The 26,230-nt window shown below is 33.8% G+C and carries 21 protein-coding genes; 19 read left to right on the top strand and 2 right to left on the bottom strand.

Annotated elements, in window-relative coordinates; genetic code table 11:
- Nucleotides 1-36 precede the first annotated feature (36 nt).
- From ACJJVO_RS14985 to hisIE, 18 genes are all read left to right on the top strand, one after another.
- Complete coding sequence (locus ACJJVO_RS14985) at nt 37-1,629, top strand: NADP-dependent glyceraldehyde-3-phosphate dehydrogenase (RefSeq protein WP_405575552.1); 1,593 nt, start codon at nt 37-39, stop codon at nt 1,627-1,629.
- 426 nt (nt 1,630-2,055) lie between these two features.
- The gene (locus ACJJVO_RS14980) at nt 2,056-2,685 is read left to right on the top strand and encodes a GNAT family N-acetyltransferase (RefSeq protein ID WP_405575550.1); all 630 of its coding nucleotides are present in this window, start codon (nt 2,056-2,058) and stop codon (nt 2,683-2,685) included.
- Nucleotides 2,678-3,859 carry an argininosuccinate synthase gene (locus tag ACJJVO_RS14975; RefSeq protein WP_405575548.1) on the top strand — a complete coding sequence of 394 codons (1,182 nt, stop codon included), beginning with the start codon at nt 2,678-2,680 and terminating at the stop codon, nt 3,857-3,859. The genes ACJJVO_RS14980 and ACJJVO_RS14975 overlap by 8 nt, the downstream gene beginning before the upstream one ends.
- An 83-nt stretch (nt 3,860-3,942) precedes the next feature.
- Nucleotides 3,943-4,926, top strand: a complete 984-nt coding sequence (gene argC, locus ACJJVO_RS14970; RefSeq protein ID WP_405575546.1) for an N-acetyl-gamma-glutamyl-phosphate reductase — start codon at nt 3,943-3,945, stop codon at nt 4,924-4,926.
- 153 nt (nt 4,927-5,079) lie between these two features.
- A complete protein-coding gene (proC, locus tag ACJJVO_RS14965; protein ID WP_405575544.1) occupies nt 5,080-5,880 on the top strand; it encodes a pyrroline-5-carboxylate reductase in 801 nt (266 codons plus the stop codon).
- Nucleotides 5,877-7,004, top strand: a complete 1,128-nt coding sequence (locus ACJJVO_RS14960) for an aspartate aminotransferase family protein (protein WP_405575542.1) — start codon at nt 5,877-5,879, stop codon at nt 7,002-7,004. Before proC ends, ACJJVO_RS14960 begins: the two co-directional genes overlap by 4 nt.
- Nucleotide 7,005: 1 nt before the next feature.
- Entirely contained in the window at nt 7,006-7,941 is a 936-nt protein-coding gene (locus ACJJVO_RS14955; protein ID WP_405575540.1) for an acetylornithine carbamoyltransferase, read from the top strand.
- 71 nt (nt 7,942-8,012) lie between these two features.
- Nucleotides 8,013-8,789 (top strand): acetylglutamate kinase, encoded by a 777-nt coding sequence (argB, locus tag ACJJVO_RS14950; RefSeq protein WP_405575538.1) that lies wholly within the window; start codon nt 8,013-8,015, stop codon nt 8,787-8,789.
- Nucleotides 8,786-9,847: a M20 family metallo-hydrolase gene (locus ACJJVO_RS14945; protein ID WP_405575536.1), complete on the top strand. Its 1,062-nt coding sequence runs from the start codon at nt 8,786-8,788 to the stop codon at nt 9,845-9,847. Before argB ends, ACJJVO_RS14945 begins: the two co-directional genes overlap by 4 nt.
- A 161-nt stretch (nt 9,848-10,008) precedes the next feature.
- On the top strand, nt 10,009-11,283 hold the full coding sequence (gene argH, locus ACJJVO_RS14940) for an argininosuccinate lyase (protein WP_405575534.1): 1,275 nt from the start codon (nt 10,009-10,011) through the stop codon (nt 11,281-11,283).
- Nucleotides 11,284-11,524: 241 nt separating this feature from the next.
- Entirely contained in the window at nt 11,525-12,382 is an 858-nt protein-coding gene (gene hisG / locus ACJJVO_RS14935; RefSeq protein ID WP_405575532.1) for an ATP phosphoribosyltransferase, read from the top strand.
- Nucleotides 12,382-13,671 carry a histidinol dehydrogenase gene (gene hisD, locus ACJJVO_RS14930; protein ID WP_405575530.1) on the top strand — a complete coding sequence of 430 codons (1,290 nt, stop codon included), beginning with the start codon at nt 12,382-12,384 and terminating at the stop codon, nt 13,669-13,671. Before hisG ends, hisD begins: the two co-directional genes overlap by 1 nt.
- The gene (gene hisC / locus ACJJVO_RS14925; RefSeq protein WP_405575528.1) at nt 13,664-14,698 is read left to right on the top strand and encodes a histidinol-phosphate transaminase; all 1,035 of its coding nucleotides are present in this window, start codon (nt 13,664-13,666) and stop codon (nt 14,696-14,698) included. The genes hisD and hisC overlap by 8 nt, the downstream gene beginning before the upstream one ends.
- Before the next feature lie 29 nt (nt 14,699-14,727).
- On the top strand, nt 14,728-15,819 hold the full coding sequence (gene hisB, locus ACJJVO_RS14920; protein ID WP_405575526.1) for a bifunctional histidinol-phosphatase/imidazoleglycerol-phosphate dehydratase HisB: 1,092 nt from the start codon (nt 14,728-14,730) through the stop codon (nt 15,817-15,819).
- The gene (gene hisH, locus ACJJVO_RS14915; protein WP_405575524.1) at nt 15,816-16,394 is read left to right on the top strand and encodes an imidazole glycerol phosphate synthase subunit HisH; all 579 of its coding nucleotides are present in this window, start codon (nt 15,816-15,818) and stop codon (nt 16,392-16,394) included. The genes hisB and hisH overlap by 4 nt, the downstream gene beginning before the upstream one ends.
- A gap of 120 nt (nt 16,395-16,514) precedes the next feature.
- Nucleotides 16,515-17,228, top strand: coding sequence for a 1-(5-phosphoribosyl)-5-[(5-phosphoribosylamino)methylideneamino]imidazole-4-carboxamide isomerase (gene hisA, locus ACJJVO_RS14910; protein ID WP_405575522.1), 714 nt, complete (start codon nt 16,515-16,517; stop codon nt 17,226-17,228).
- Nucleotides 17,222-17,980 (top strand): imidazole glycerol phosphate synthase subunit HisF, encoded by a 759-nt coding sequence (gene hisF, locus ACJJVO_RS14905; RefSeq protein ID WP_405575520.1) that lies wholly within the window; start codon nt 17,222-17,224, stop codon nt 17,978-17,980. Before hisA ends, hisF begins: the two co-directional genes overlap by 7 nt.
- Complete coding sequence (hisIE, locus tag ACJJVO_RS14900; RefSeq protein ID WP_405575518.1) at nt 17,971-18,558, top strand: bifunctional phosphoribosyl-AMP cyclohydrolase/phosphoribosyl-ATP diphosphatase HisIE; 588 nt, start codon at nt 17,971-17,973, stop codon at nt 18,556-18,558. Before hisF ends, hisIE begins: the two co-directional genes overlap by 10 nt.
- Nucleotides 18,559-18,697: 139 nt before the next feature.
- On the opposite strand, the gene ACJJVO_RS14895 is transcribed toward hisIE, so the two are convergent.
- On the bottom strand, nt 18,698-20,161 hold the full coding sequence (locus ACJJVO_RS14895; RefSeq protein WP_405575516.1) for a glutamate synthase subunit beta: 1,464 nt from the start codon (nt 20,159-20,161) through the stop codon (nt 18,698-18,700).
- A 4-nt stretch (nt 20,162-20,165) separates the two neighbouring features.
- Nucleotides 20,166-24,680, bottom strand: coding sequence for a glutamate synthase large subunit (gltB, locus tag ACJJVO_RS14890; protein WP_405575514.1), 4,515 nt, complete (start codon nt 24,678-24,680; stop codon nt 20,166-20,168).
- A 441-nt stretch (nt 24,681-25,121) separates the two neighbouring features.
- Here gltB and ACJJVO_RS14885 point away from each other — a divergent pair, with 441 nt between their 5' ends.
- Complete coding sequence (locus tag ACJJVO_RS14885; RefSeq protein WP_405575512.1) at nt 25,122-26,183, top strand: outer membrane beta-barrel protein; 1,062 nt, start codon at nt 25,122-25,124, stop codon at nt 26,181-26,183.
- Nucleotides 26,184-26,230: the final 47 nt, after the last annotated feature.

Here is a 26,230-nt window from a genome sequence, read left to right as displayed (position 1 = left end):
TTATTACTTACAATTAATAGTTCAAAATAAGTTATTATGACTTCAACATTTGTGAATATTCCAGAACAGTTTCAAATTAAAAATTTAGTAGAGCAAAACACATATTTAATAGACGGAGCACTAATACCTTGGCGAGGAGAAACCTCTAAAGTATATTCGACAATTTCTTCAACAGAAGATTATGAACCTACATTACTTGGAACTATTCCTACTTTAGGAAAAAAAGAAGCTATAAAAGCATTAGACGCTGCTGTTTCTGCATATAATAAAGGACAAGGTTTATGGCCAACAATGAAAGTTGTAGATCGTATTGCATGCATGGAAAAGTTTGTTGAGCAAATGAAAACCAAACGTGAGCAAGTAGTAAAATTACTAATGTGGGAAATTGGCAAAAACCTACCCGATTCTGAAAAAGAATTCGACAGAACCGTTGAATATATTTACGATACTATTGAAGATTACAAACAAATGGATCGTGATAGCGCAAAATTTGTAAAAAGCTCAGGAGTAAATGCACATATAAGACGTGGACCATTAGGAGTCGTTTTATGTTTAGGTCCTTATAATTATCCATTAAATGAAACTTTTGCGTTATTAATTCCGGCTTTAATCATGGGAAACACAGCCATTTTTAAGCCTGCAAAACATGGTGTTTTATTAATTACGCCATTATTAGAAGCTTTTAGAGACAGCTTTCCAAAAGGAGTTGTAAATATTATTTATGGACGTGGGCGAACTGTTGCTGCACCAATTATGCAAACTGGAAAAGTTGATGTTTTAGCTTTAATAGGAAACAGTAAATCTGCAAATGCTTTACAGAATCAACACCCTAAAAGCAATAGGCTTCGATTAGTCTTAGGGTTAGAAGCTAAAAATCCGGCTATAGTTTTACCAGATGCTGATTTAGATTTAGCAATTGATGAATGTATTGCTGGCACAACTTCTTTTAACGGTCAACGTTGTACTGCTTTGAAAGTTTTATACATACATGAAGACATTGTTGAAGAGTTTAACAAACGTTTTTCTGCTAAAGTTGATGCACTCAAATTTGGAAATCCTTGGATAGATGGTGCAAAATTAACACCATTACCAGAACCAGATAAACCGGCTTATATTCAAGAATTAATTGACGATGCTACTGAAAAGGGAGCAAAAATCATTAACAATAAAGGTGGAAACACAACGGAAAACTATATTTTTCCTGCTGTTTTATATCCAGTAACAAAAGAGATGCGCGTTTTTCAAGAAGAACAATTTGGACCTGTAATTCCTGTAGTTCCGTTTTCAGATATTGAAGAACCTTTAGATGATATGGCAGAATCTAATTACGGACAACAAGTAAGCTTATTTGGTAAAGATGTAAAAACATTAGCACCTTTAATAGATACTTTAGTGAATTTAGTTTGCAGAGTAAACTTAAATAGTTCTTGTCAACGTGGACCAGATGTTTATCCCTTTACTGGTCGTAAAGATTCAGCAGTTGGTACATTAAGTGTACATGATGCTTTACGTTCTTTTTCAATAAGAACTTTTGTAGCTTCAAAAGACAACGATTACAACAATGCTATTTTAAAGGATTTATTAGATTCTAGAGCTTCAAATTTTGTGAGTACAGATTATATTCTCTAGTACAAATCACTTCAAAGGAGTTATTAATGAAGGATTTACAGTTTTAGTTGAAAGAATTATGAATTTCATAATTCTTTCAAAAAATGATTGATAATAGAGTTTTAATTGAATTTTAATTCTAAATTTACAGTATGTTAAGTCAAAAAAACAGAATCGAAAGACCCACACGTTTGTTAAACGAGCGACGTCGCTAATGGAACTACATTAAACCATTTAGTTAATCTTTTATTTTTTTGAAATTGAACAATTCAGCACACATACTTACACTTTTAGATTTAGTACTTCCCATTTCAGATAGAAATACATTACGCTGTGTACATAATCGTCGGCCGTAAGGGTATACAATTATTAATAGAACTCTGGTGTGTCCGGTTCTACTTTCAAACAAAAACAAATCATATTTTTTAATATAAAAACTCAATTACAATGAAAATTGTTATTGCTGATAAATCACATAGCATATACGCAGAAACGATATGCGAAACCATTGCCGATGCTGCTCAAGTTAGAGGAACTGGAATTGCAAAACGTAAACCAGAATACATCATTACCAAAATGGAAAATGGTAATGCTGTCATTGCATTAGATGGAGATAAGTTCGCCGGTTTCTGTTACATAGAAGCTTGGAGTCATGGTAAGTTTGTTGCCAATTCAGGTCTTATTGTGCATCCAGATTTTAGAAATCTAGGACTTGCCAAAAAGATTAAGAAAGTCATTTTTGAACATTCTAGAACCAAATTCCCAGACGCTAAAGTTTTTAGTATCACAACAGGTTTAGCTGTTATGAAAATGAATAGCGAACTAGGCTACAAGCCCGTTACGTTTTCAGAATTAACCGACGACCAATCTTTCTGGAAAGGTTGTCAAACTTGTAAAAATTTCGACGTTTTAACAAGAACTGAACAAAAAATGTGCCTATGTACAGGTATGCTTTACGACCCTAAAAAAGCCGAAGACACAAAACCCAAAGAACACAATTACGATAAAAAAGCATGGACGAGATTGAAAAATTTAAAACAATCGATGTTCCTAAAAAAAGATAAAAAAGATGAGTAAAAAATTAGTTATAGCATATAGTGGTGGATTAGACACATCCTATTGCGCAGTCAGTTTAAGTAAAGCCGGTTACGATGTCCATGCTGTAAGTGTAAACACAGGTGGGTTTTCTGATGAAGAAATTCAAACTATTGAGAATAATGCTTACAAAATGGGTGTTTCAACCTATAAAAATATTGACGCTATTGCATCATATTATGATAAAGTCATTAAGTATTTAATCTTCGGAAATGTGCTTAAAAACAACACTTATCCCTTATCTGTAAGTGCAGAACGTATCATTCAAGCAATCGAGATTATTGAATATGCAAAAAGTATTGATGCCGAATATATCGCACACGGAAGCACAGGAGCAGGAAACGACCAAGTACGTTTTGATATGATTTTTCAAACTTTAGCACCACACATTAAAATCATTACACCAATTAGAGATGGGAGTTTAAGCAGACAACAAGAAATTGATTACTTAAAAGAAAATGGTATCGAAGCCTCTTGGGAAAAAGCAAAATATTCAGTTAACAAAGGACTTTGGGGAACTAGTGTTGGTGGTGAAGAAACATTAACTTCAGAAAAACCATTACCAGAAACTGCTTATCCTTCACAATTAAAACATGCCGAAGATGAAAAAGTAACATTAACTTTTTTAAAAGGAGAATTGGTTGCTGTAAACGGAATTAAAAACACATCAGAAGTAAATATTGAAGTGTTAAACAATTTAGCTTCAGCTTACGCAATCGGTAGAGATATTCACGTTGGAGATACTATTGTTGGTATAAAAGGTCGTGTTGGTTTTGAGGCAGCAGGTGCTTTGGTGATTATAAAAGCGCATCATTTGCTAGAAAAGCATACGCTTACTAAATGGCAATTGCAACACAAGGATTACATGTCAAATTTCTATGGTATGCATTTACATGAAGGTCAATATTTAGACCCAGTAATGCGAGATATGGAAGCTTTTTTACAAAGTAGTCAAGAGAAAGTGACTGGTGATGTTTTTGTAACCTTGAAGCCTTATCATTTCGATTTAGATGGAATTTCTTCTAAACACGATTTAATGAGTGCTAAATTCGGAAGCTATGGTGAAGAAAATAAAGGTTGGACAGCTGATGAAGCTAAAGGCTTTATTAAAATAGTTGGTAACCAAAATAAGATTTATCAGCAGATAAATAATTAAGTAAGACCTCGCAGGTTTTTAAAACCTAGCAGGTCTGAACAAAGTGTAATCAAATAAAGATAACCGTTTTCACGGTCACTGAGATGAAAAAATTAGAAATAGGAATCATAGGAGGAGCAGGTTATACAGCTGGAGAGTTGATAAGATTATTACTCAACCATCCAAAAACAAACCTTAATTTTATTTACAGCACCTCTAACGCAGGAAACAAAATCTATAAAGTACATCAAGATTTAATAGGTTCTACAGATTTGGAATTCACAAGTAACATTAACCCAGAAGTAGATGTTCTCTTCTTATGTTTAGGTCATGGTAACTCAAAAGCCTTTTTAGAAAAAAACAACTTTTCAGACCACACTAAAATCATTGATTTAAGTAATGATTTTAGATTGACAAAAGATGAAGTTTTTAATGGCAAAACGTTTATTTACGGCTTACCAGAATTGAACAAAGAAGCTATAAAAAAAGCAAATTACTTAGCTAATCCTGGTTGCTTTGCTACAGCAATTCAGTTAGCATTATTGCCGTTAGCCAAGGCTAAAACCATTCAAAACGATGTACACATTAATGCTGTAACTGGTGCAACTGGAGCAGGAACCTCACTTTCTACAACTACACATTTCACCTATAGAGATAATAATTTTTCACATTATAAAGCTTTTACGCATCAGCATTTAGGCGAAATTAATCAGACGGTAAATCAATTGCAGTCTTCTTTTAATTCTGAAATAAACTTCATGCCAAATAGAGGTAATTTTTCAAGAGGAATTTTTGCTACGCTTTACACTAAATACGAAGGAAATTTAGAAGAAGCAAAAGCGTTATACTCAGATTTTTATAAAGATGCTGCTTTTACTTTTGTTTCGGATGATGACATTCATTTGAAACAAGTAGTAAACACCAACAAATGCATTCTTCATTTACATAAACATGAAGGCAAATTACTAGTAACAAGCATCATTGATAATTTACTAAAAGGTGCCTCAGGACAAGCCATACAAAACATGAATTTAATGCATGGGTTTGAAGAAACCGAAGGTTTACAATTAAAGGCGAATTATTTTTAACAAACATAGACCTTGCTGGTTTATAAAACCTAGCTGGTCTAAACCAAAATATAGATTCCTGCCTTCGCAGGAATGACAAAAAAAATTAGAAAGATGAACGGAGCATTTTTAATGCGAACACATTTTACCATTGAAAAACAATAGAAAAGCAAAATGAAAATAGCAATCATAGGCACAGGAAACTTAGGAAAATCTATCGCAAAAGGATTGATTACCAATAATGCCATAACAACACTATACTTAACCAAAAGAAACTTAGATGATATTCAAGATTTGGACGGTTATAAAAATGTCATATTAACAACAGATAATATTGAAGCTGTAAAAAATTCAGATATTTTAATATTTGCTATTCAACCAAGACATTTTGATAAAATATTAAATGATTTAAAACCGTATTTAACAGAAAAACACGTTTTAATTTCTACCATTACCGGATTTCTAATTCCACAAATTGAAGCTATTGTTGGTTCTGACCAATTCATCATTAGAGCTATGCCAAATACAGCGATTGCTGTTGGTAAATCTATGACTTGCATGTGTAGTAATGAAAAAGGCGCTAAACGCATTCAAATCGCGGAAGCTATTTTCAATAGATTAGGACATACGTTGGCTATTCCAGAATCTCAAATGCAAGCTGCAACTGTAGTTTGTGCAAGCGGAATTGCATTTTGGATGCGACTGATTCGCGCTACAACACAAGCTGCTATTCAGTTAGGTTTTGATGCCAAGGAAGCACAAGAATTAGCCATGTATACTTCAGAAGGAGCTGCCAATTTATTAATTACAAATGGTCACCATCCAGAAGAAGAAATAGACAGAGTAACCACTCCAAAAGGTTGTACTATAGAAGGTTTAAACGAAATGGAACACAAAGGTTTAAGCTCATCTTTAATACAAGGTATGGTAGCTTCTTTCAATAAAATTAATAACATCAAAAAAGAGCAGATATGAGTTTATTTAATGTATATCCACTCTTCGACATTACACCAGTAAGCGCAAAAGACATCTACGTTTACGATGATAACAATGTGGAATATTTAGACCTCTACGGAGGACATGCTGTGATTTCCATTGGACATTCACATCCAAAATATGTAAGCGCGATTTCTAAACAAGTTGAAAAACTAGGGTTTTACAGTAATGCGATTCAAAATCCATTACAAGTTGAATTAGCAGATAAGCTTGAAGCCATATCTGGCTGCAAAGATTACCAATTATTTTTATGTAATTCTGGCGCAGAAGCCAACGAAAATGCTTTAAAACTAGCATCGTTTCATAATGGCAAAACCAAAGTTTTATCATTTAAAAATTCATTTCACGGTAGAACGTCAGCTGCTGTTGCCGCAACTGATAATCCAAAAATTGTAGCACCAATCAATGCACAACAAGACGTTGATTTTGTAGAATTAGGCGATTTAGACGCGGTTGAAACCATTTTAAAACAAAACCAAACTTGTGCTGTTATTGTTGAGTTCATTCAAGGTGTTGGCGGTTTAGACCAGAGCACTATCGAATTTTACAAAGGACTAGAAACCCTTTGCAAACAATACAACACGGCATTTATTGCAGACGAAGTACAATCTGGATTTGGTAGAACTGGCGACTTTTTTGCTTTTCAAAAACATAATATAACACCAGATATTATTTCTATAGCTAAAGGCATGGGAAATGGATTTCCTGTTGGAGGGATTTTAATTCACCCTTCCATTAAAGCTTCTTTTGGATTATTAGGAACAACTTTTGGCGGCAATCATTTAGCTTGTGCTGCAACGCTATCGGTTTTAGAAGTTTTGGAAGAAGAAAAGTTAATGGAAAATGCTAAAAACATTTCAGAGTATTTTCAAGAGAAAGCAAAATCATTACCAAATTTAAAATCGATAAAAGGTCGTGGATTAATGTTAGGTTTAGAATTCGATTTTCCGATTTCAGACTTACGGAAAAAGCTCATTTTTGAACATCATATATTTACTGGAAGTGCAAAGAACCCTAATTTAATTAGAATACTTCCACCATTAACGATTCAGAAAAAACATATTGACATCTTTTTTGATGCCTTAGAAAAAGAACTAGTTTAGAATGAAAAACTACACCAAAATAAAAGATATTTCTAATCTATCAGAAATTATTAAGGATGCCATTTTATTAAAAATGAATCCTTTTGAATTTGAAAACTTAGGAAAACACAAAACCTTAGTGATGCTATTTTTCAATTCGAGTTTAAGAACACGATTAAGTACAGAAAAAGCTGCAAAAAACTTAGGTATGGAAGTGATGATTCTAAATATCAATGATGCGTGGAATTTAGAATTTGAAGATGGCACTATAATGAACATGGACAAATCTGAACATATTAAAGAAGCGGCACGCGTTATTTCGCAATATGCAGATATCATTGCTGTGAGAGCATTCCCAACTTTACAAGATAAAGCTAAAGATGAATCAGAATACATTCTCAATAACTTTAAAAAATATGCAACTGTACCCATTATAAATATGGAAAGTGCTACAGCACATCCTTTACAAGCACTAGCTGATGCCATCACCATTACTGAGCTGACGGAAAAAGTGAAGCCAAAAGTGGTTATTTCTTGGGCACCACATCCAAAAGCTTTACCACAAGCGGTTGCAAATTCATTTGTAGAAATGATGCGAGATTTAGAAGTTGATTTAACCATTACGCATCCTGAAGGATATGAACTTAATAAAGCCATAACTAAAGACACACCAATAAATCATAACCAAGAAGACGCTTTAAAAGATGCTGATTTTGTGTACGTAAAAAACTGGAGTAGTTATAATGATTACGGAAAAGTATTGAGCCAAGATGATAAGTGGATGCTCACAAAAGCCAAATTAGGTCATGCAAAATTTATGCATTGTTTACCTGTAAGACGAAATGTAATAGTTGAAGATGCTGTTTTAGACAGTGAGCAATCTGTGGTTATTAAACAAGCCAATAATAGAACTTATGCAGCACAAATTGTATTAAAGCAAATTTTGGAGGATTTATAATTTCTGTCAGGTCGAGCGCAGTCGAGACCTCATTAACCTCTCGACTCGCTCGAGGAGACAAAAGATTAAAAATGAAAACAATTAAAGTCATAAAAATAGGTGGAAACATTATCGATGATGAAGAAGTATTAACTTCATTCATTAAGGAATTCTCAACTATTTCAGGTCCTAAAGTTTTGGTACATGGAGGTGGAAAATTAGCCACCAAGTTAGCAACACAGATGAATATTCCTGTAAAAATGACTGAAGGCAGACGTATTACTGATGCAGAAACCCTAGACATTATCACCATGGTTTATGCTGGCAAAATCAATAAAAATATTGTAGCGCAATTACAAGCTAACCAATGTAATGCCATTGGACTTTCTGGTGCAGATGGTAATACTATTGTTTCAGAAAAAAGACCTATTAAAACCATTGATTATGGATTTGTTGGTGATGTAAAAAACGTAAACACAAACGTTTTAGAAATATTATTAAACAACGAAATTACACCTGTATTTTGCGCCATAACTCATAATGAGAATGGACAATTACTAAATACAAATGCAGATACCATTGCTTCAGAATTAGCCATAGGATTGTCCTCAATTTTTAACACAGAATTGTATTATTGTTTCGAAAAAAATGGAGTTTTAGAAAACGTGGAAGATGATGATTCTGTAATTGAAAACATTAACACAGAAAGCTATAAAACATTAAAAGATAACCATATCATATTCGAAGGCATGTTACCTAAATTAGATAACTGTTTTCATGCTATAAATAAAAACGTTCAAAAAGTTTGTATCGGAAAATCAGACATGCTTTTCAACACCAACAACAAACATACAACCATCACAAAATGATAGAAAGCCTTACCACAGAAGCCATTGCTTTATTAAAGCAGCTTATAGAAACGCAATCGTTTTCCTCTGAAGAAGACCATACAGCTTTACTCATTGAAAATTGGTTTACAACTCACAACGTACCTTTTAAAAGAGATAACCATAACATTTGGTCTACCAACAAATTTTTTGATGAGAGCAAACCAACCTTATTATTAAACTCACATCACGACACTGTAAAACCAAACAACGGTTACACCAAAGACCCTTTTAAGGCGATTGTTGAAGATGGTAAATTATATGGCTTAGGAAGTAATGATGCTGGTGGATGCTTGGTCTCTTTAATAGCCACCTTCACGTATTTTTATAATAAAAAAGACCTCAACTACAATTTAGTCATTGTAGCTTCTGCCGAAGAAGAAAGCAGTGGACCAAACGGACTCAATAGCATGTTATCTATCATCCCAAAAATTGATGTCGCTATTGTTGGCGAACCAACTTTAATGAATTTAGCCGTTGCCGAAAAAGGTTTAGTTGTTTTTGACGCCAAGGTAAAAGGAACGGCTAGTCATGCAGCACATCCAAATACAGACAATTCAATTTATAATACCATTGATGTTTTAAATTGGTTTAAAGATTATAAATTCGAAAGAAAATCACCAGTTTTAGGTGATGTAAAAATGACGGTCACCCAAATCAATGCTGGTAAGCAACACAATGCTGTACCTGCAGAAGTAGATTTAGTGATTGATGTACGTGTGAATGACAAATATTCTAATCAGGAAATCGCAGATATTTTAACTCAGAAATCACCTTGTTCTAGTATTACTGCAAGAAGTTTACGATTAAATTCGTCTTCTATTCCTGTCAATCACGATTTGGTAAAAGCAGGTATCGAACTAGAAAGAGAAACGTATGGTTCACCTACACTTTCTGACCAATCTGTTTTAACTTGTCCTTCTTTAAAATTAGGACCTGGTGACAGTACACGTTCACATACAGCCGATGAATTTATTTATTTAGCTGAAATTGAAGAAGGTGTTGATTTGTATATTAAATTGTTAGAGAAAGTATTGTAGAAATAACAGATCTAGCAGGTTTTTAAAACCTTGCAGGTCTAAAATTAAAAATAGATTCCTGCCGAAGTTTATCTTGAGCGATAGCCGAAAGACAGGAATGACAAAAGAATAAAAGTTTAACTAAAAATGAAAGCAGAGATTCCTGCTTTCGCAGGAATATTATGAAATTGTGGGACAAAGGCTATTCAATAGATAAAAAAATAGAATTATTCACCGTTGGTAACGACAGAGAAATTGACATACATATTGCTAAATATGATGTTGAAGCCTCAAGAGCGCATGCCATTATGTTAGAATCCATTGGCATTATAACTTCTGACGAATTAGAACAATTAAAATCAGGTTTAAAAGTTTTAGCTGATTCTATAGAAGATGGTACTTTTGTTATTGAAGAGTCATTTGAAGATGTACACTCTAAAATTGAACACGAACTCACAAAAACCTTAGGCGACGTCGGCAAAAAAATCCACACCGCACGTTCTAGAAACGACCAAGTTTTAGTAGCATTACAACTCTATTATAAAGAGAATCTGCAAATCATTAATGATAAAACTAAAACGTTTTTCGATACACTTTTAGGTCTCGCTGAAACTCATAAAACCCAACTTTTACCAGGTTATACACATTTACAAGTAGCCATGCCTTCCTCTTTTGGTTTATGGTTTTCTGCCTATGCTGAGTTACTTATTGACGATGTATACGTTTTAAATGCGGTGTCTAAAATTGCGGATCAAAACCCATTAGGTTCGGCTGCTGGTTATGGCAGTTCTTTTCCTATTGATAGGGATATTACGACAAAAGAATTAGGCTTTTCAACCTTAAAATATAATGTAGTTGCAGCACAATTAAGCAGAGGAAAAAGTGAACGTGCCATCGCAAGTGCGTTAGGCGGTTTATGTAATACCATGGCGCGTTTTGCAATGGATATTTGCCTGTATATGAGTCAGAATTTTGGGTTTATTACGTTTCCAGATGAGTTAACCACAGGAAGTAGTATTATGCCACATAAGAAGAATCCTGATGTATTTGAATTAATTCGTGGTAAGTGTAATAAAATACAAGCACTACATTCCGAAATGCTATTAATCACAAATAATTTACCGAGTGGTTACCACAGAGATTTTCAATTGCTGAAAGAAAACATTATCAATGCTTTTGAAGATGTAAAGGACATTTTAGACATCTTTAATTATTCTATTCAACAAATCATTGTGAAAGATATTGACCTCACAGATGAGAAATACCAATACCTGTTTACCGTAGACAGTATTAATAATTTAGTGGTTGATGGTATGAGTTTTAGAGAAGCCTATCAAAAAATCGGAAGACAAGTACAAGCAGGAACCTACCAACCAGATTTAGGTAAAGAGCACTCTCATATTGGGAGTATTCATAATTTGTGTTTGGAGGATATTAGGGCTAAGTTTCCTAAATGATGTTAAATATTTTGAAAATGATTTTTAATAATTTCTTATATCAAAAATTAATCTTACCTTTGATTTTCAAATAAGAAACAAATGACATTAAGTCAATTACATCATCATCATTTTCATACTTGCATTCAGGCGAGCAGGAATTGATATATGTATTTTAAAATATTTCAAAACCCGTCTGAATAAATTCAGACGGGTTTTTTATTTCCTCACGTTTGGTTTATTCAGATTAAAAAAATTAAAAATGAGTAAACTAAAAATTGCTATTCAGAAAAGCGGTAGATTAAACGAAGATTCTTTAAAACTTTTAAAGGATTGCGGTATTAAAATAGATAACGGAAAAGATCAATTAAAAGTTGCTGCGCGTAATTTCCCTTTAGAAGTCTTGTATTTACGGAATTCAGATATTCCTCAATATATTGAAGATGGTGTTGTAGATATTGCCATTATAGGAGAAAACATTCTTATTGAAAAACAAAAAAAATCTAAAATTGTTGAAAGACTTGGCTTCGCCAAATGCAGAGTTTCATTGGCTGTCCCAAAACGCATTGAAACAGATAATGCATCTTATTTCGATGGAAAAAAGATTGCGACCTCCTACCCTAACACACTTCAAACGTATTTAAAAAAGAATAATATAGAAGCTGATATTCATGTGATTTCTGGTTCGGTAGAAATTGCACCAAATATTGGATTAGCAGATGGTGTTTGCGATATTGTAAGCTCAGGAAGTACACTTTTCAAAAATGGTTTACGCGAAACACAAGTGATCTTAAAATCGGAAGCTGTATTAGCAAAAAACCAAAATCTTAATTCTGAAAAAGAAGCCATACTCGAGAAACTTATATTCAGAATTCAAGCCGTGTTAAGAGCCAAAAATTCAAGATACGTATTGATGAATGTACCTAATGATAAAATTGATGAAGTCACCGCAATTCTTCCGGTTTTAAAAAGTCCTACAATTTTACCATTGGCTCAAGAAGGCTGGAGTTCATTACACTCAGTAATTGATGAGGAAAAATTTTGGAATAGTATTGACGCTCTAAAAAATGCTGGAGCAGAAGGTATTTTAGTAGTTCCTATTGATAAAATGGTGATGTAATGAAAGTCTATAAAAATCCCAACAAATCGGAATGGAACGCTTTAGTAAAGCGACCAATTTTAGAGCAAGCATCTCTAGATGCTATCGTCATTGACATACTAGAGGATGTTAAAAAAAATAAAGACAACGCCTTATTTAATTATGCCGAAAAGTTTGATGGTGTACAACTAGATTCAATAGCCATTGATGCGTCAGAAATTGAATCTGCTAAAACACTTGTAAGCCAAGATTTAAAAGATGCGATTACACTAGCCAAACAGAATATTGAAATATTTCACAAAAGTCAAATAGAAAAAGAACAAATTATAGAAACCACGAAAGGCGTGAAATGCTGGAGAAAATCTGTTGGTATTGAGAAAGTTGGTTTATACATTCCTGGTGGTTCTGCGCCCTTATTTTCTACGATTTTAATGCTAGGCATTCCTGCAAAATTAGCAGGTTGTAAAGAAGTTGTTTTATGTTCACCACCAAATAAAGAGGGCAACATTCATCCAGCAATTTTATATACAGCAAACCTAGTTGGTATCACTAAAATTTATAAAGCTGGAGGTGCGCAAGCTATTGCAGCAATGGCTTATGGAACAGAAACCATTCCGCAAGTATATAAAATATTTGGACCAGGAAATCAATTTGTAACTAAAGCAAAAGAATTGATTCAGCAACAGGGAATTGCTATAGACATGCCTGCCGGCCCGAGTGAGGTTCTAGTTATTGCAGATCAAACTAGTAATCCTGCTTTTGTAGCAGCAGATTTATTATCGCAGGCAGAACATGGTGCAGATAGCCAAGTAATCTTATTGTCTGACGATGAAGATATGATCAATAAAACCCTACAAGAATTAGATAAGCAACTCAATCTGTTACCTCGTAAATCGATTGCAGAAAAAGCATTAATGGTAAGTCGTGCTATTCTTTTAGATTCAATAAACGAATGCATCGAATTTAGCAATTTATACGCACCTGAACATTTAATAATTGCAACTGATAATGCTTCAGGTTATATTGAACAAATCACAAATGCAGGTTCGGTATTTTTAGGAAAATACAGTTGCGAAAGTGCAGGAGATTATGCAAGTGGCACCAATCACACTTTACCAACAAATGGTTTTGCTAGAAATTATAGTGGAGTATCCTTAGACAGTTTTGTTAAGAAAATTACATTTCAGAATTTAAATACAGAAGGCTTAAAAACTATTGGTCCAGCTATTGAATTAATGGCTGAAGCCGAAGGATTAGATGCTCACAAAAACGCCGTAACATTAAGATTAAAAGCCATTAACAATGTTTAATTTAAAAACTTTAGTCCGACCAAATATTTTAGCACTAAAACCGTATTCTAGTGCTCGCGATGAATTTAAAGGCGACGAAGGCGTGTTTTTAGATGCCAACGAAAATCCGTTTGGCACTTTAAATCGCTACCCAAATTCAGATCAAAAAAAGCTAAAACAAAAGTTATTTGACTATAACGGCATAGAAGCTAAAAATACATTTATAGGCAACGGTAGCGATGAAATTATAGATCTTATTCATCGCATTTTCTGTAATCCAGGACAAGATAAAGCGCTAACGTTTACACCTACATTTGGTATGTATCAAGTCGCTGCAGATATCAATAATATTGAATTAATAACACTTCCGCTGAATGATGATTTTCAAATTAATAGAAACGATTTGAAACCACATTTTAAAGATGCTAATTTAAAAGTCATTTTCATTTGCTCACCTAATAATCCTACTGGTAATTGTTTTAATGCATCTGATATTCAGTTTATATTAAAGAATTTTAATGGCATTGTTATTATTGATGAAGCTTATGCCGATTTTAGTGATGAGCAATCTTGGCAAAATTCTTTTGAAACCTATCCTAATCTTATCGTTATAAAAACCTTTAGTAAAGCGTGGGCTTTAGCAGCTGCCAGAATCGGTATTGCCTATGCTAGTGATTCTATTATTAAATTACTGAACACTATAAAAATGCCTTATAATATCAGTAAACTAAACGAATCTGCTGCTATTGACGCTTTAGATAACAGAAAAGATTTTGAAGCCAACAAACAAATCATTCTTGAAGAAAAAAAACAATTAATTCAAGAATTGAAATCGTTAAACATCATAAAAAAAATATATCCATCTGATGCTAATTTCTTATTGGTTGAAGTTGATAATGCTAATGAGCTTTACCAACAATTAGTGGATCAAAAAGTAATTACCAGAAACCGAAATAGTTTAGTAGAGAACGCCATTCGAATTACGGTAGGAAAACCTGAAGAAAATAAGCAATTGATAAAAGCACTAACATACCTTACAGGTTTTTAAAACCTGTAAAGTATCAACACAACCGAATAATGAAGAAAGTACTATTCATAGACAGAGACGGCACATTAGCCATAGAACCACCAATCGATTTTCAACTCGATAGTTTAGAAAAATTAGAATTTTATCCAGGTGTTTTTCAGTGGTTATCACGAATTGCCAAAGAACTAGATTACGAATTGGTCATGGTAACCAATCAAGACGGTTTAGGAACGGATTCATTTCCTGAAGACACCTTTTGGCCAGCACAAAATAAGATTATCCAAGCTTTTAAAAATGAAGGTGTAGAATTTTCAGAAATACTAATCGATAAAAGTTTTCCAGAAGATAATGCACCAACCAGAAAACCACGAACAGGTTTATTAGGGAAATACATCCATGGAAATTACAATTTAAAGCATTCTTTTGTCGTTGGTGACAGAGCCACTGATATTGAATTGGCTAAAAACTTAGGAAGCAAGGGTATTTACATGAATGATGAAGGCAGTGATTATGCCATATTAAATACCACATCATGGGAAGAAATTTATAATTATTTAAAAGCAATTCCAAGAACAGCAACTGTTGTTAGAAAAACCAATGAAACTGATATTGAAGTTGACATTAATTTAGATGGTTCTGGAAAAAGTAATATTTCTACAGGATTAGGCTTCTTTGACCACATGTTAGAACAAATTTCAAAACATGGAAATATCGATTTGTTTGTAAAAGTTGAAGGAGATTTAGAAATAGATGAACACCACACCATTGAAGATGTTGCCATAACATTTGGTGAAGCTTTTATTGAAGCCTTAGGAAGTAAACGCGGCATTGAACGCTATGGTTTTTTATTACCTATGGACGATTGTTTAGCACAAGTTGCTATTGATTTTGGAGGAAGACCTTGGTTGGTTTGGGAACCAGAATTTAAACGCGAAATGATTGGAGAAATGCCAACAGAGATGTTTATGCACTTCTTTAAATCCTTTAGCGATGCCTCTAAATGTAATTTAAATATAAAAGCCGAAGGTGACAATGAACACCACAAAATTGAATCCATTTTTAAAGCTTTTGCAAAAGCAATAAAAATGGCTGTTTCAAAAACGAATAATTTTTCCATTCCAAGCACAAAAGGAAGTTTATGATTGCAATAATTAAATACAACGCTGGTAATATTCGCTCTGTTCAAAACGCATTGAATCGTTTGGGTTATGACAGTATAATTACAGACGATAAAACCGAAATATTAAATGCTGATAAAGTTATTTTTCCGGGTGTTGGAGAAGCGAGCTCTGCCATGAAATATTTAAAAAATAAAGGCCTTGATGACGTCATTCGATCTATTGAAAAACCGATGCTTGGTATTTGTTTGGGTTTGCAATTAATGTGTGATTATAGTGAAGAAGGAGACACTAAATGTCTCGGGATTTTCAACACACAAGTAAAAAAATTTCCACCAAAAGAGAAAGTACCTCATATAGGCTGGAATAGTTTTGCTGAAGTGAAGGGTGAACTTTTTCAACATATACAAACCGAAAGCGACATGTATTATGTACATAGTTATTATGCTGAAAAAAATGAGCAGACTATTGCCGTTTGCAACTATATAGAACCATTTGCTACAGCAATACAGCACAATAATTTTTACGCCACACAATTTCACCCAGAAAAATCAGCTGATGTTGGCACACAATTATTAAAGAATTTTTTAGAGTTGTAAAAAGATAATGCAGACCTCGCAAGTTTTTAAAACTTAGCAGGTCTAATCAAGTAACAAAAAGAAGGATTATAACAAAAACAAGAAAGTCAGGATAAGATTCCTGCTTTCACAAGAACTAAGATGAGAATCATACCAGCAATAGATATTATAGACGGAAAATGTGTAAGACTCACCAAAGGGGATTATAACACTAAGAAAGTTTACAACGAAAACCCTTTAGAAGTCGCCAAAGAATTTGAAGCCAATGGCATTCAATATTTACATTTAGTAGATTTGGATGGTGCCAAATCAAAACATATTGTCAATCATAAGATATTAGAACAAATAGCTACCAAAACCAACTTAAACGTTGATTTTGGTGGAGGATTAAAATCTAATGACGATTTAAGAATTGCTTTCGAATGTGGTGCCAATCAAATTACAGGAGGCAGCATTGCAGCCAACAATCCGGATATATTTTTAGCATGGTTAGAAACCTATGGCTCTGAAAAAATAATTTTAGGAGCGGATTGCAAAGACCGAAAAATTGCAACTAATGGCTGGTTGGAAGCTTCAGAATTAGATGTTGTAGATTTTATAAAAGATTATGAATCTAAAGGCATTCAATATGTTATTTGTACAGATATTGCAAAAGATGGCATGTTGCAAGGGACTTCAAACGAATTATACGCAGAGATTATTTCAAAATCAAAAGTGAATTTAATTGCCAGTGGAGGTGTTTCTTCACTACGAGATTTAGAATTGGTAAAAGAAATTGGTTGTGAAGGCGTGATTCTTGGAAAAGCCATTTACGAAGGCAACATATCACTTAAAGAGTTACAGAAATTATGCTAAAAAAAAGAATTATACCTTGTCTTGATATCCAAGATGGCAGAACAGTTAAAGGTATCAACTTTGTTGGTATTAGAGATGCTGGTGACCCAATTGAACTCGCCAAACAATATGTAGCTCATGGTGCAGACGAGTTGGTGTTTTTAGACATTACAGCAACCGTTGAAAAACGTAAAACCTTAGTAGAATTGGTGACTCATATTGCCGAAGAAATTAATATTCCGTTTACTGTAGGTGGAGGCATCAATTCTATTGAAGATGTGTCTGCAATCATTAAAGCAGGTGCAGATAAAGTGAGTGTAAATTCTTCTGCTGTTAAAAACCCAGAATTGATAACTGAAATCGCAAACGAATTTGGAAGTCAATGTGTGGTTGTAGCCATCGATACAAAATTTATAGATGGTGAATGGATCGTATTTGTGCATGGAGGACGAACTGCAACACCATTAAAAACATTAGATTGGGTAAAGCAAGTTGAAACTTTAGGAGCTGGCGAAATTTTACTTACTTCTATGAATAATGATGGTACCAAAGCTGGTTTTGCTCTTGATATTACAGAAGCAGTGAGCAAATCAGTTAACATTCCTGTAATTGCTTCTGGAGGTGCAGGAACTAAACAACATTTTAAAACCTTGTTTGAAACTACGCAAGCAAGTGCAGGATTGGCTGCCAGTATTTTTCATTATGGTGAAATACCAATTCCTGAATTAAAACAATATTTAAAAAACGAAAATATAGCAATACGATGGACATAGATTTTTCAAAAGGAGATGGATTAGTTCCTGTAATCATTCAAAACAGTAACACCTTACAAGTGTTAATGTTGGGTTATATGAATGAAGAAGCTTTCCAAAAAACAAAAGCAGAAAACAAAGTCACTTTTTTTAGCCGAAGCAAAAACAGACTCTGGACAAAAGGTGAGGAATCTGGCAATTTTTTAACGGTAAAAGACATTCAAATCGACTGCGATAACGATACCATTTTAATAAAAGCAGAACCGAAAGGACCAACTTGTCATACCGGAAGCACCTCTTGTTTTAAAGAAGAAACTGCTAAAGGGTTTTTATATGAATTACAGCAAACAATAAGTGAACGTATTGATACCAACGATCAGAATTCGTACACCAACAAACTCTACCAACGCGGCATTAATAAAGTCGCTCAAAAAGTAGGAGAAGAAGCTGTAGAATTAGTTATTGAAGCTAAAGATGATGATGCTGATTTATTTAAGAATGAAGCTGCAGATTTAATGTATCACTATTTAATTTTACTGAAAGCAAAAGGTTTTACACTTGAAGATATTGAAGGTGTGTTGGAAAGTAGACAGCGATAAGCAATTACAAAAACAATTATTACTTCAATTATTTGTAAATAGAATCACTCACTCAACTTAAAAAAGCATCTGTTTCCAGATGCTTTTTTTATAGCTTAATAGGCTATTCCAATTATTAAAATTCTTATAGCCAACTTAATTACAGGCCAACCAAATCACCTTCTTCATTTTTAGTCGCTAAATCAGATTTGCCCATTAAATAAATATCTACTTGACGAGCAGCTTCTCTACCTTCCGAAATTGCCCAAACAATCAATGATTGTCCTCTACGCATATCACCAGCTGTAAATATATTAGGAATGTTTGTTTGATATTTACCATACTCCGCTTTATAATTAGAACGTACATCTCTTTTTAAACCGAGTTGATCTGCAATAGTAGATTCTGGCCCAGTAAAACCTAGTGCCAATAATGCTAAATCACATTTCCATGTTTTTTCTGTACCAGCTACCTCAATTAATTTAGGGCGTTCTCCTGGCACCATTTCCCACTCAACATTTACCGTTTTTAAGGCTGTTAATTTCCCTTTTGCATTGGTTACAAATTCTTTGGTGTTAATTAACCAATTACGTTCCACTCCTTCTTTGTGAGATGTTGAAGTCTTTAACTGCAATGGCCAATATGGCCAAGGTGTTGCTGGCGAACGATGTCCTGGCGGCTTTGGCATAATTTCGAAATTAACAACTGATTTTGCTCCTTGACGATTCGATGTACCAATACAATCCGATCCAGTATCTCCACCTCCAATAACAATTACATTTTTACCAGTCGCTAATACTTGGTCTTTTACTTTCTGTCCGAAAACAACTTTAGTTTGTTGGGTTAAAAAATCCATCGCTTGCACTACACCATCAGCATCAATTCCTGGTGTTGGCAAACTTCTTCTTTCGGTTGACCCACCACAAAGCACTACAGCATCAAAAGTTTTTAAGTCTTCAACGTCATAATTTACACCAACATTAACATTGGTTTTAAATACAATGCCTTCAGCTTCCAAAATGGCTAAACGACGATCTATAATACCTTTTTCCATTTTAAAATTAGGAATTCCGTAGCGTAATAATCCACCAATAGCATCATCACGTTCAAAAACAGTTACGGTATGACCAGCTCTATTTAATTGTTGAGCCGCAGCTAAACCTGCAGGACCAGAACCTACAACTGCAATTGTTTTACCTGTTCTAATTTTTGGTGGTTGTGGCTTAATCCATCCTTCTTTAAAAGCACGTTCTACAATGCTTTTTTCAATATTTTCTATAGACACTGGGTCTTCAATAATACCTAAAACACAAGCTTGCTCGCAAGGAGCAGGACACAAACGACCTGTAAATTCAGGAAAGTTATTTGTTGAATGTAAAATCCAAGAGGCTTTTTGCCATTCACCTTGGTGCACCATATGATTAAAATCTGGAATTAGATTCCCTAACGGACAACCACTATGACAAAATGGGATTCCACAATCCATACAACGCGAGCCTTGTTCGGTCATATCCTTATCCTTTAAAGGCACGGTAAATTCATTATAATTCTTTACACGATCCTTTACTGGCTTGTATGATTCATCTTTTCTTTCGAATTCTTTAAAACCTGTTACTTTTCCCATTGTCCTATACTGTTTCTAATTCTTCAACCATTTGTTCTTCTGTCTCTAAACGTTTTAAAGCACGTTTATATTCCGTAGGCATTACACGCACAAAATTCTTCAAGCTTGTTTCCCAATCTCCTAATAGTGATTTTCCTAATTCACTATCTGTGTGTTTTACATGCTTCTCAATTACTGCTTTTAAATCATTAGCATCTTTCTTAAGAATTTTTTCAAATTCTATAGTTTCTGTGTTACATAATCCGTTGACAAACTTATTTTCTGGATCGTATACATATGCAATTCCTCCACTCATACCTGCTGCAAAATTTCGTCCTGTTTTACCAAGAACAACAACTTTCCCACCTGTCATGTATTCACAACAATGATCACCTACTCCTTCTACAACTGCTGTTGCTCCAGAGTTTCTAACTGCGAATCGTTCTCCTGCAATTCCATTGATATAAGCCTGTCCTGCTACTGCACCAAATAAACAAACGTTACCAATAATAATATTGTCTTCTGCCTTGAAATCTGCTTTAGTTGGTTTCTTAACAATTAACTTGGCTCCAGATAATCCTTTTCCTAAATAATCGTTAGTATTTCCTTCTAGCTTAAAAGTTAATCCGTGTGCTCCAAACGCACCAAAACTCTGTCCTGCAGAACCTTCAAAATGGATATTTAGTGTATCTTCAGGCAATCCTAAATGACCATAGATTTTTGAAATCTCATTACTTACAATCGCACCAACCGTTCTATTTGTATTTTTTATCGGATAAGCTAAGGACATCTGCTCTTTTCTATATAAAGCACGATGCGAATCTTTTAGTATTTTAAAATCTAAAACATTATCGAGATTATGTTCTTGCTTTTCAGTATTCTTTACAGTCATCTTACTGTAAGATTCTGGTCTGTGTAAAATAGAAGATAAATCTAAACCTTTGGCTTTATAATGCTTAATAGCTTTATTGGCATTAATTTTATGTGTTTGACCAATCATTTCTGCCATAGACCTAAACCCTAATTCTGCCATGATACTTCTTAATTCTTCTGCTATATAGTAGAAGAAATTAATAACATGCTCTGGCGTACCTTTAAAGTTTTTACGCAATTCTTTATCTTGAGTTGCAATCCCAACAGGACAGGTATTTAAATGACATTTACGCATCATTATACAACCAGAAGCAACAAGAGGTGCCGTTGCAAAACCGAACTCTTCCGCTCCTAATAATGCTGCAATTGCTACATCACGACCTGTTTTTAACTGACCATCACACTCAACTACAATTCGACTTCTTAAATTATTAAGCACCAACGTTTGTTGTGCCTCAGCTAAGCCAAGTTCCCATGGTAAGCCTGCATGTTTTAATGACGTTAAAGGTGAAGCTCCTGTCCCTCCATCATATCCAGATATAAGTACAACATCTGCTTTTGCTTTTGCTACACCTGCTGCAATGGTACCAACTCCAACTTCTGATACTAATTTTACATTAATTCTCGCTTCCCGATTTGCATTTTTTAAATCATATATTAATTGTGCTAAATCTTCAATAGAATAAATATCATGATGTGGTGGTGGTGAAATTAAACCTACAAATGGTGTAGAGTTTCTGGCTGCAGCAATCCATGGTAACACTTTTTCACCAGGCAACTGACCACCTTCTCCAGGTTTTGCACCTTGAGCCATTTTTATTTGAATCTCTTTGGCATTGGTTAAATAGTGAGATGTCACTCCGAAACGACCAGAAGCCACTTGCTTGATTGCTGAGTTTCTACTATCTCCATTAACATCTGGCTGAAAACGTCTTCTATCTTCTCCTCCTTCACCAGAATTAGATTTACCTCCAATTCTGTTCATGGCAATGGCTAAATTTTCATGCGCTTCGCGAGAAATTGAACCATAAGACATCGCACCTGTTTTAAAACGTTTTACAATATCTGTCCAAGGTTCTACTTCTTCAATAGGAATAGGGTCAATATTATTAAATTCAAACAATCCACGGATGGTCATTAAATTTTCTGATTGTTCATTTATAGTTTTAGCATAAACATCATAACTCGCCTGATCACTTAACCTAACTGCCTGTTGTAATTTTGCAACCGTTGTTGGATTAAATAAATGCTTTTCTCCGTTTCGTCTCCATCTATAATCTCCTCCAATATTTAATCCTAAACGCTTATCAACTATACTATCTGGATAAGCATGATGGTATCTTTTATCGATTTCCTTCTCAATTTCATATAACCCAATACCTTCGATTCTTGATGCCGTATATGGAAAATATTTTTCTACAAATTGAGAATTAAAACCTACTATTTCAAAAATCTGAGAACCTCTGTAAGAACGCAAGGTTGAGATTCCTATTTTATTCATCACTTTCAGAATTCCTTTTCCAATAGCTTTATTGAAATTATCAACCGCTTTTTGCTCATCCATATCTGTAATGAAACCTTCTTTTACTTGCGCTCTAATGATTTCATTTACCATATATGGATTTACAGCACTTGCACCATAACCAAATAATGTTGCAAAATGATGTGGCTCACGTGGTTCTGCAGATTCTATAATTATATCGAAATATGAACGCTTACGTAAACGATTCATTTGATGACTTACATAAGAACAAGCTAATAATGGTGGAATTGGAGCCCTTTCTTTACTTACTCCTCTATCGGATAAGATAATTATGTTTGTTTTTCTAACTAAAGCTTTTTCAATTTGAATTATAATGCTATCTAAAGCATCTTCTAAACCATTAAGACCTCTATCTTTTTGATATAACATTTCAATTGTTTCGGCCTTAAAGCCTTCAACATTAATATGTCGGATTTTATCTAAATCATCATTTGAAATAACAGGGTTCTGAATTTTCAACTTTCTACATTGTCTTTCAGTAATACTAAAAATGTTTCTATCTTTCCCTAAAGACAAACTAATATCCGTAACAATCTCTTCTCTAATTCCGTCTAATGGAGGATTTGTAACCTGAGCAAATAATTGCTTAAAATAATTTGAAATAATCTGTGGTTTATTAGATAAAACAGCTAAAGGCGTATCAATTCCCATTGAACCCAAAGCTTCTTTAGCCTTCTGCGCCATTGGAGTAATGACTTCTTGAATATCTTCGAACGTGTAATTAAATAAACGCTGTCTTGTCTTAATGTCTAGTGTTTCAATAGGACACGTTTCACCTGTATATGGAATATCTTTTAGATGTAATCTTGTTTTATCTAACCATTCTTGATATGGTCTTTCTCTAACAATTTTGCTTTTTATTTCTTCGTCATTAATAATACGACCTTGGTTCATGTCTACCAAGAACATTTTCCCAGGCTCTAAACGACCATGACTTTCTACATCTTCTGGAGCAATATCTACAACACCTATTTCTGAAGACATAATAAGCTTACCACTTTTAGTAACTGTATATCTAGAAGGTCTTAAACCATTTCTATCTAATAAGGCTCCAATATAATTACCATCTGTAAATGGCACAGAAGCAGGCCCATCCCAAGGTTCCATAATACAAGCATTATAATCGTAAAACGCTTTACGTTCTGGCGACATGGTTTTGTGTTTTTCCCAAGCCTCTGGTATCATCATCATCATAACTTCTGGTAATGAACGACCAGTATGTGTTAACAATTCTACCACCATATCCATAGAGGCAGAATCTGATTTTCCCGGTAAAATAATAGGGAATAATTTTTCTATTTGCGGACCAAAGACTTCACTTTTCATGATTTCCTCACGCACACGCATTCTACTAATATTTCCACGAAGTGTATTTATTTCTCCATTCTGACACATAAATCTAAATGGTTGCGCTAACTCCCAAGTAGGCATTGTATTAGTAGAAAAACGCTGATGCACTAAAGCCAAACGCGTTACTAAATCATCTTCTTGTAAATCTTTATAATAAGGACCTATATCTTCTGGCATAATTATACCCTTATATATAAGTGTGTTCATTGATAAACTAGACACGTAAAAATAAGAGCTCTGAGACATCTTAGATTTTCTAACAATATGCTCTGTTATCTTACGTGCTGCGTAGAGTTTTGCTTTAAAATTAGCCTCAGAAACTTCGTTAGATTTCCCAACGAAAAGTTGTTCTATATTAGGTTCTGATGCCAAAGCGATTTCACCCAATTGAGTAGAATCTACAGGTACCTCTCTCCACCCAATTACAGATAGACCTTGAGCAATTATTTCTTTCTCAAAAGTATCTTTACAAAACTTATACTGATTTCTATTTTTTGGCAAGAAAACCATACCTACAGCATACTTCCCTTTTACTGGTACTTTAAATCCACAAACGCGTTTAAAATAAGCATGAGGAATATCGATTAAAAGACCTGCTCCATCACCTGTTTTCCCATCAGAACTCACACCTCCACGATGCTCCAATTTTACCAATATTTCTAAGGCGTCATGTATAATTTGATTTGTCTTCTCTCCCTTAAGATTACATATGAATCCGGCACCACAATTCTCGTGTTCAAATTCCGGTAAATAAAGTCCTTGTTTCTTAAACATAATTCAAAAAAATTTTCAAGGTTTTCACACCTTATTATATCTCTAATATAGACGCTAAACTTTGATTATAAAAAAAGTCGAAACACTTTTCTCATATCGATAATAGAGAGCTTTTTTAATGAAAATTTAGCAATAAAAATGATATATACTAGCAATAAATCAATAAGAATTATTCAATAAAATAAATGATATTTTATGAAAACGATTAGAATAAGACAAAACCATTAAAAACTCTTCACAGATTTAGCAATTTTAACAAAACTTTAAAAGTCGCGATTAACAAAATCACAATAAATCATCTAAAATTACTTATACCCCAAAAAAAGAGGGGTGTAAATTAAAAATATCATAAAAATGATATTTTAACCCCAATTTTAAATAGGGTGTAAATTATTATTATATAGATTTGAGTGAAACTAACTATTTTTAAATTTGAATATTATGAAGAAAATTTTTTCTCTAACATTACTGTTAATGTCAATAATTTTAACAGCACAAGAAACAGAAGAGGCAAAAAAAGAAAAGTCTTTTACATTAAGTGGAAGTGTTGATGCTTATTACCAAACTTATTTAACAGCTTCTGACGATTCCGGACAATCATTTGGAACTGCTTTTGCCGATCAAACTGGGTTTGCTTTAGGTATGGGTAATTTAATTGCTAGTTATGAAAGTGGAAAAGTAGGTGCTGTACTAGATTTAGTTGTAGGACCAAGAGGTGCTGGCGCAACTTTCAGCGACGATATTGTTGACGGAATTGTAAACCAAGCCTACGCTTACTGGAATGTTTCAGAAAGTACAACATTAACATTTGGACGTTTTAATACGTTTTTAGGTTACGAGGTTATTGCTCCTGCAGCAAACTTCAACTATAGCACATCTTATTTATTTTCAAGCGGACCTTTTTCTCACATGGGTTTAAAAGCAGATTTTGCTTTATCTGATGATTTTAGCTTAATGTTAGCTGTTATGAATCCTTGGGATACAAATAACACCTCTACAACTGGAGAATATTCTTTTGGAGCACAATTAGGATTCAAAGGACAATTTCTAAACATATACTACGATAGCGGAGCTAATAACGGTTTAGGTCTTGAAATTGACTATACAGGTGGTTTTGAAGTATCTGAAGAATTCTTCTTAGGAATCAATGCTGCTTACGAAGTTAATTCGTATGCATATGATGATGATGGTATACAAATATCTGATGATTTTAAAAATGGATTCTACGGAGTGGCTTTATATCCACAATACACATTATCTGATGATTTAGCAATAGGTCTAAGAGGTGAATATTTTGGGTATCACGCTGAAGAAGGTGATGATTTACCAAGTGTTATAGGTGCAACTTTAACAGGAAGCTATACTGTAGACAGCAACTTAATCATTAAGCCAGAAGTTAGATTAGATTCTTGGAGTAATAACGATGCTGCTTTCTTTGATGCTGATGGAGAAGACCAAAGTAGCTTAGCCGCATTTACTTTAGCTGCTATCTATACTTTCTAAACCAACACTAACTAACACCCATTATTATGATAAGTAATTTTTTAACA

Source organism: Winogradskyella sp. Asnod2-B02-A (assembly GCF_045063645.1).
Lineage (GTDB): Bacteria > Bacteroidota > Bacteroidia > Flavobacteriales > Flavobacteriaceae > Winogradskyella.
The sequence above is the reverse complement of the archived record's forward strand: the minus strand, read 5'-3'. Positions and strand labels throughout refer to the sequence as shown.

Coding starts and splice junctions, on each gene's coding strand:
- ACJJVO_RS14985 (WP_405575552.1), top strand. CDS start 37: ATGACTTCAACATTTGTGAATATTCCAGAACAGTTTCAAATTAAAAAT.
- ACJJVO_RS14980 (WP_405575550.1), top strand. CDS start 2,056: ATGAAAATTGTTATTGCTGATAAATCACATAGCATATACGCAGAAACG.
- ACJJVO_RS14975 (WP_405575548.1), top strand. CDS start 2,678: ATGAGTAAAAAATTAGTTATAGCATATAGTGGTGGATTAGACACATCC.
- argC (WP_405575546.1), top strand. CDS start 3,943: ATGAAAAAATTAGAAATAGGAATCATAGGAGGAGCAGGTTATACAGCT.
- proC (WP_405575544.1), top strand. CDS start 5,080: ATGAAAATAGCAATCATAGGCACAGGAAACTTAGGAAAATCTATCGCA.
- ACJJVO_RS14960 (WP_405575542.1), top strand. CDS start 5,877: ATGAGTTTATTTAATGTATATCCACTCTTCGACATTACACCAGTAAGC.
- ACJJVO_RS14955 (WP_405575540.1), top strand. CDS start 7,006: ATGAAAAACTACACCAAAATAAAAGATATTTCTAATCTATCAGAAATT.
- argB (WP_405575538.1), top strand. CDS start 8,013: ATGAAAACAATTAAAGTCATAAAAATAGGTGGAAACATTATCGATGAT.
- ACJJVO_RS14945 (WP_405575536.1), top strand. CDS start 8,786: ATGATAGAAAGCCTTACCACAGAAGCCATTGCTTTATTAAAGCAGCTT.
- argH (WP_405575534.1), top strand. CDS start 10,009: ATGAAATTGTGGGACAAAGGCTATTCAATAGATAAAAAAATAGAATTA.
- hisG (WP_405575532.1), top strand. CDS start 11,525: ATGAGTAAACTAAAAATTGCTATTCAGAAAAGCGGTAGATTAAACGAA.
- hisD (WP_405575530.1), top strand. CDS start 12,382: ATGAAAGTCTATAAAAATCCCAACAAATCGGAATGGAACGCTTTAGTA.
- hisC (WP_405575528.1), top strand. CDS start 13,664: ATGTTTAATTTAAAAACTTTAGTCCGACCAAATATTTTAGCACTAAAA.
- hisB (WP_405575526.1), top strand. CDS start 14,728: ATGAAGAAAGTACTATTCATAGACAGAGACGGCACATTAGCCATAGAA.
- hisH (WP_405575524.1), top strand. CDS start 15,816: ATGATTGCAATAATTAAATACAACGCTGGTAATATTCGCTCTGTTCAA.
- hisA (WP_405575522.1), top strand. CDS start 16,515: ATGAGAATCATACCAGCAATAGATATTATAGACGGAAAATGTGTAAGA.
- hisF (WP_405575520.1), top strand. CDS start 17,222: ATGCTAAAAAAAAGAATTATACCTTGTCTTGATATCCAAGATGGCAGA.
- hisIE (WP_405575518.1), top strand. CDS start 17,971: ATGGACATAGATTTTTCAAAAGGAGATGGATTAGTTCCTGTAATCATT.
- ACJJVO_RS14895 (WP_405575516.1), bottom strand. CDS start 20,161: ATGGGAAAAGTAACAGGTTTTAAAGAATTCGAAAGAAAAGATGAATCA.
- gltB (WP_405575514.1), bottom strand. CDS start 24,680: ATGTTTAAGAAACAAGGACTTTATTTACCGGAATTTGAACACGAGAAT.
- ACJJVO_RS14885 (WP_405575512.1), top strand. CDS start 25,122: ATGAAGAAAATTTTTTCTCTAACATTACTGTTAATGTCAATAATTTTA.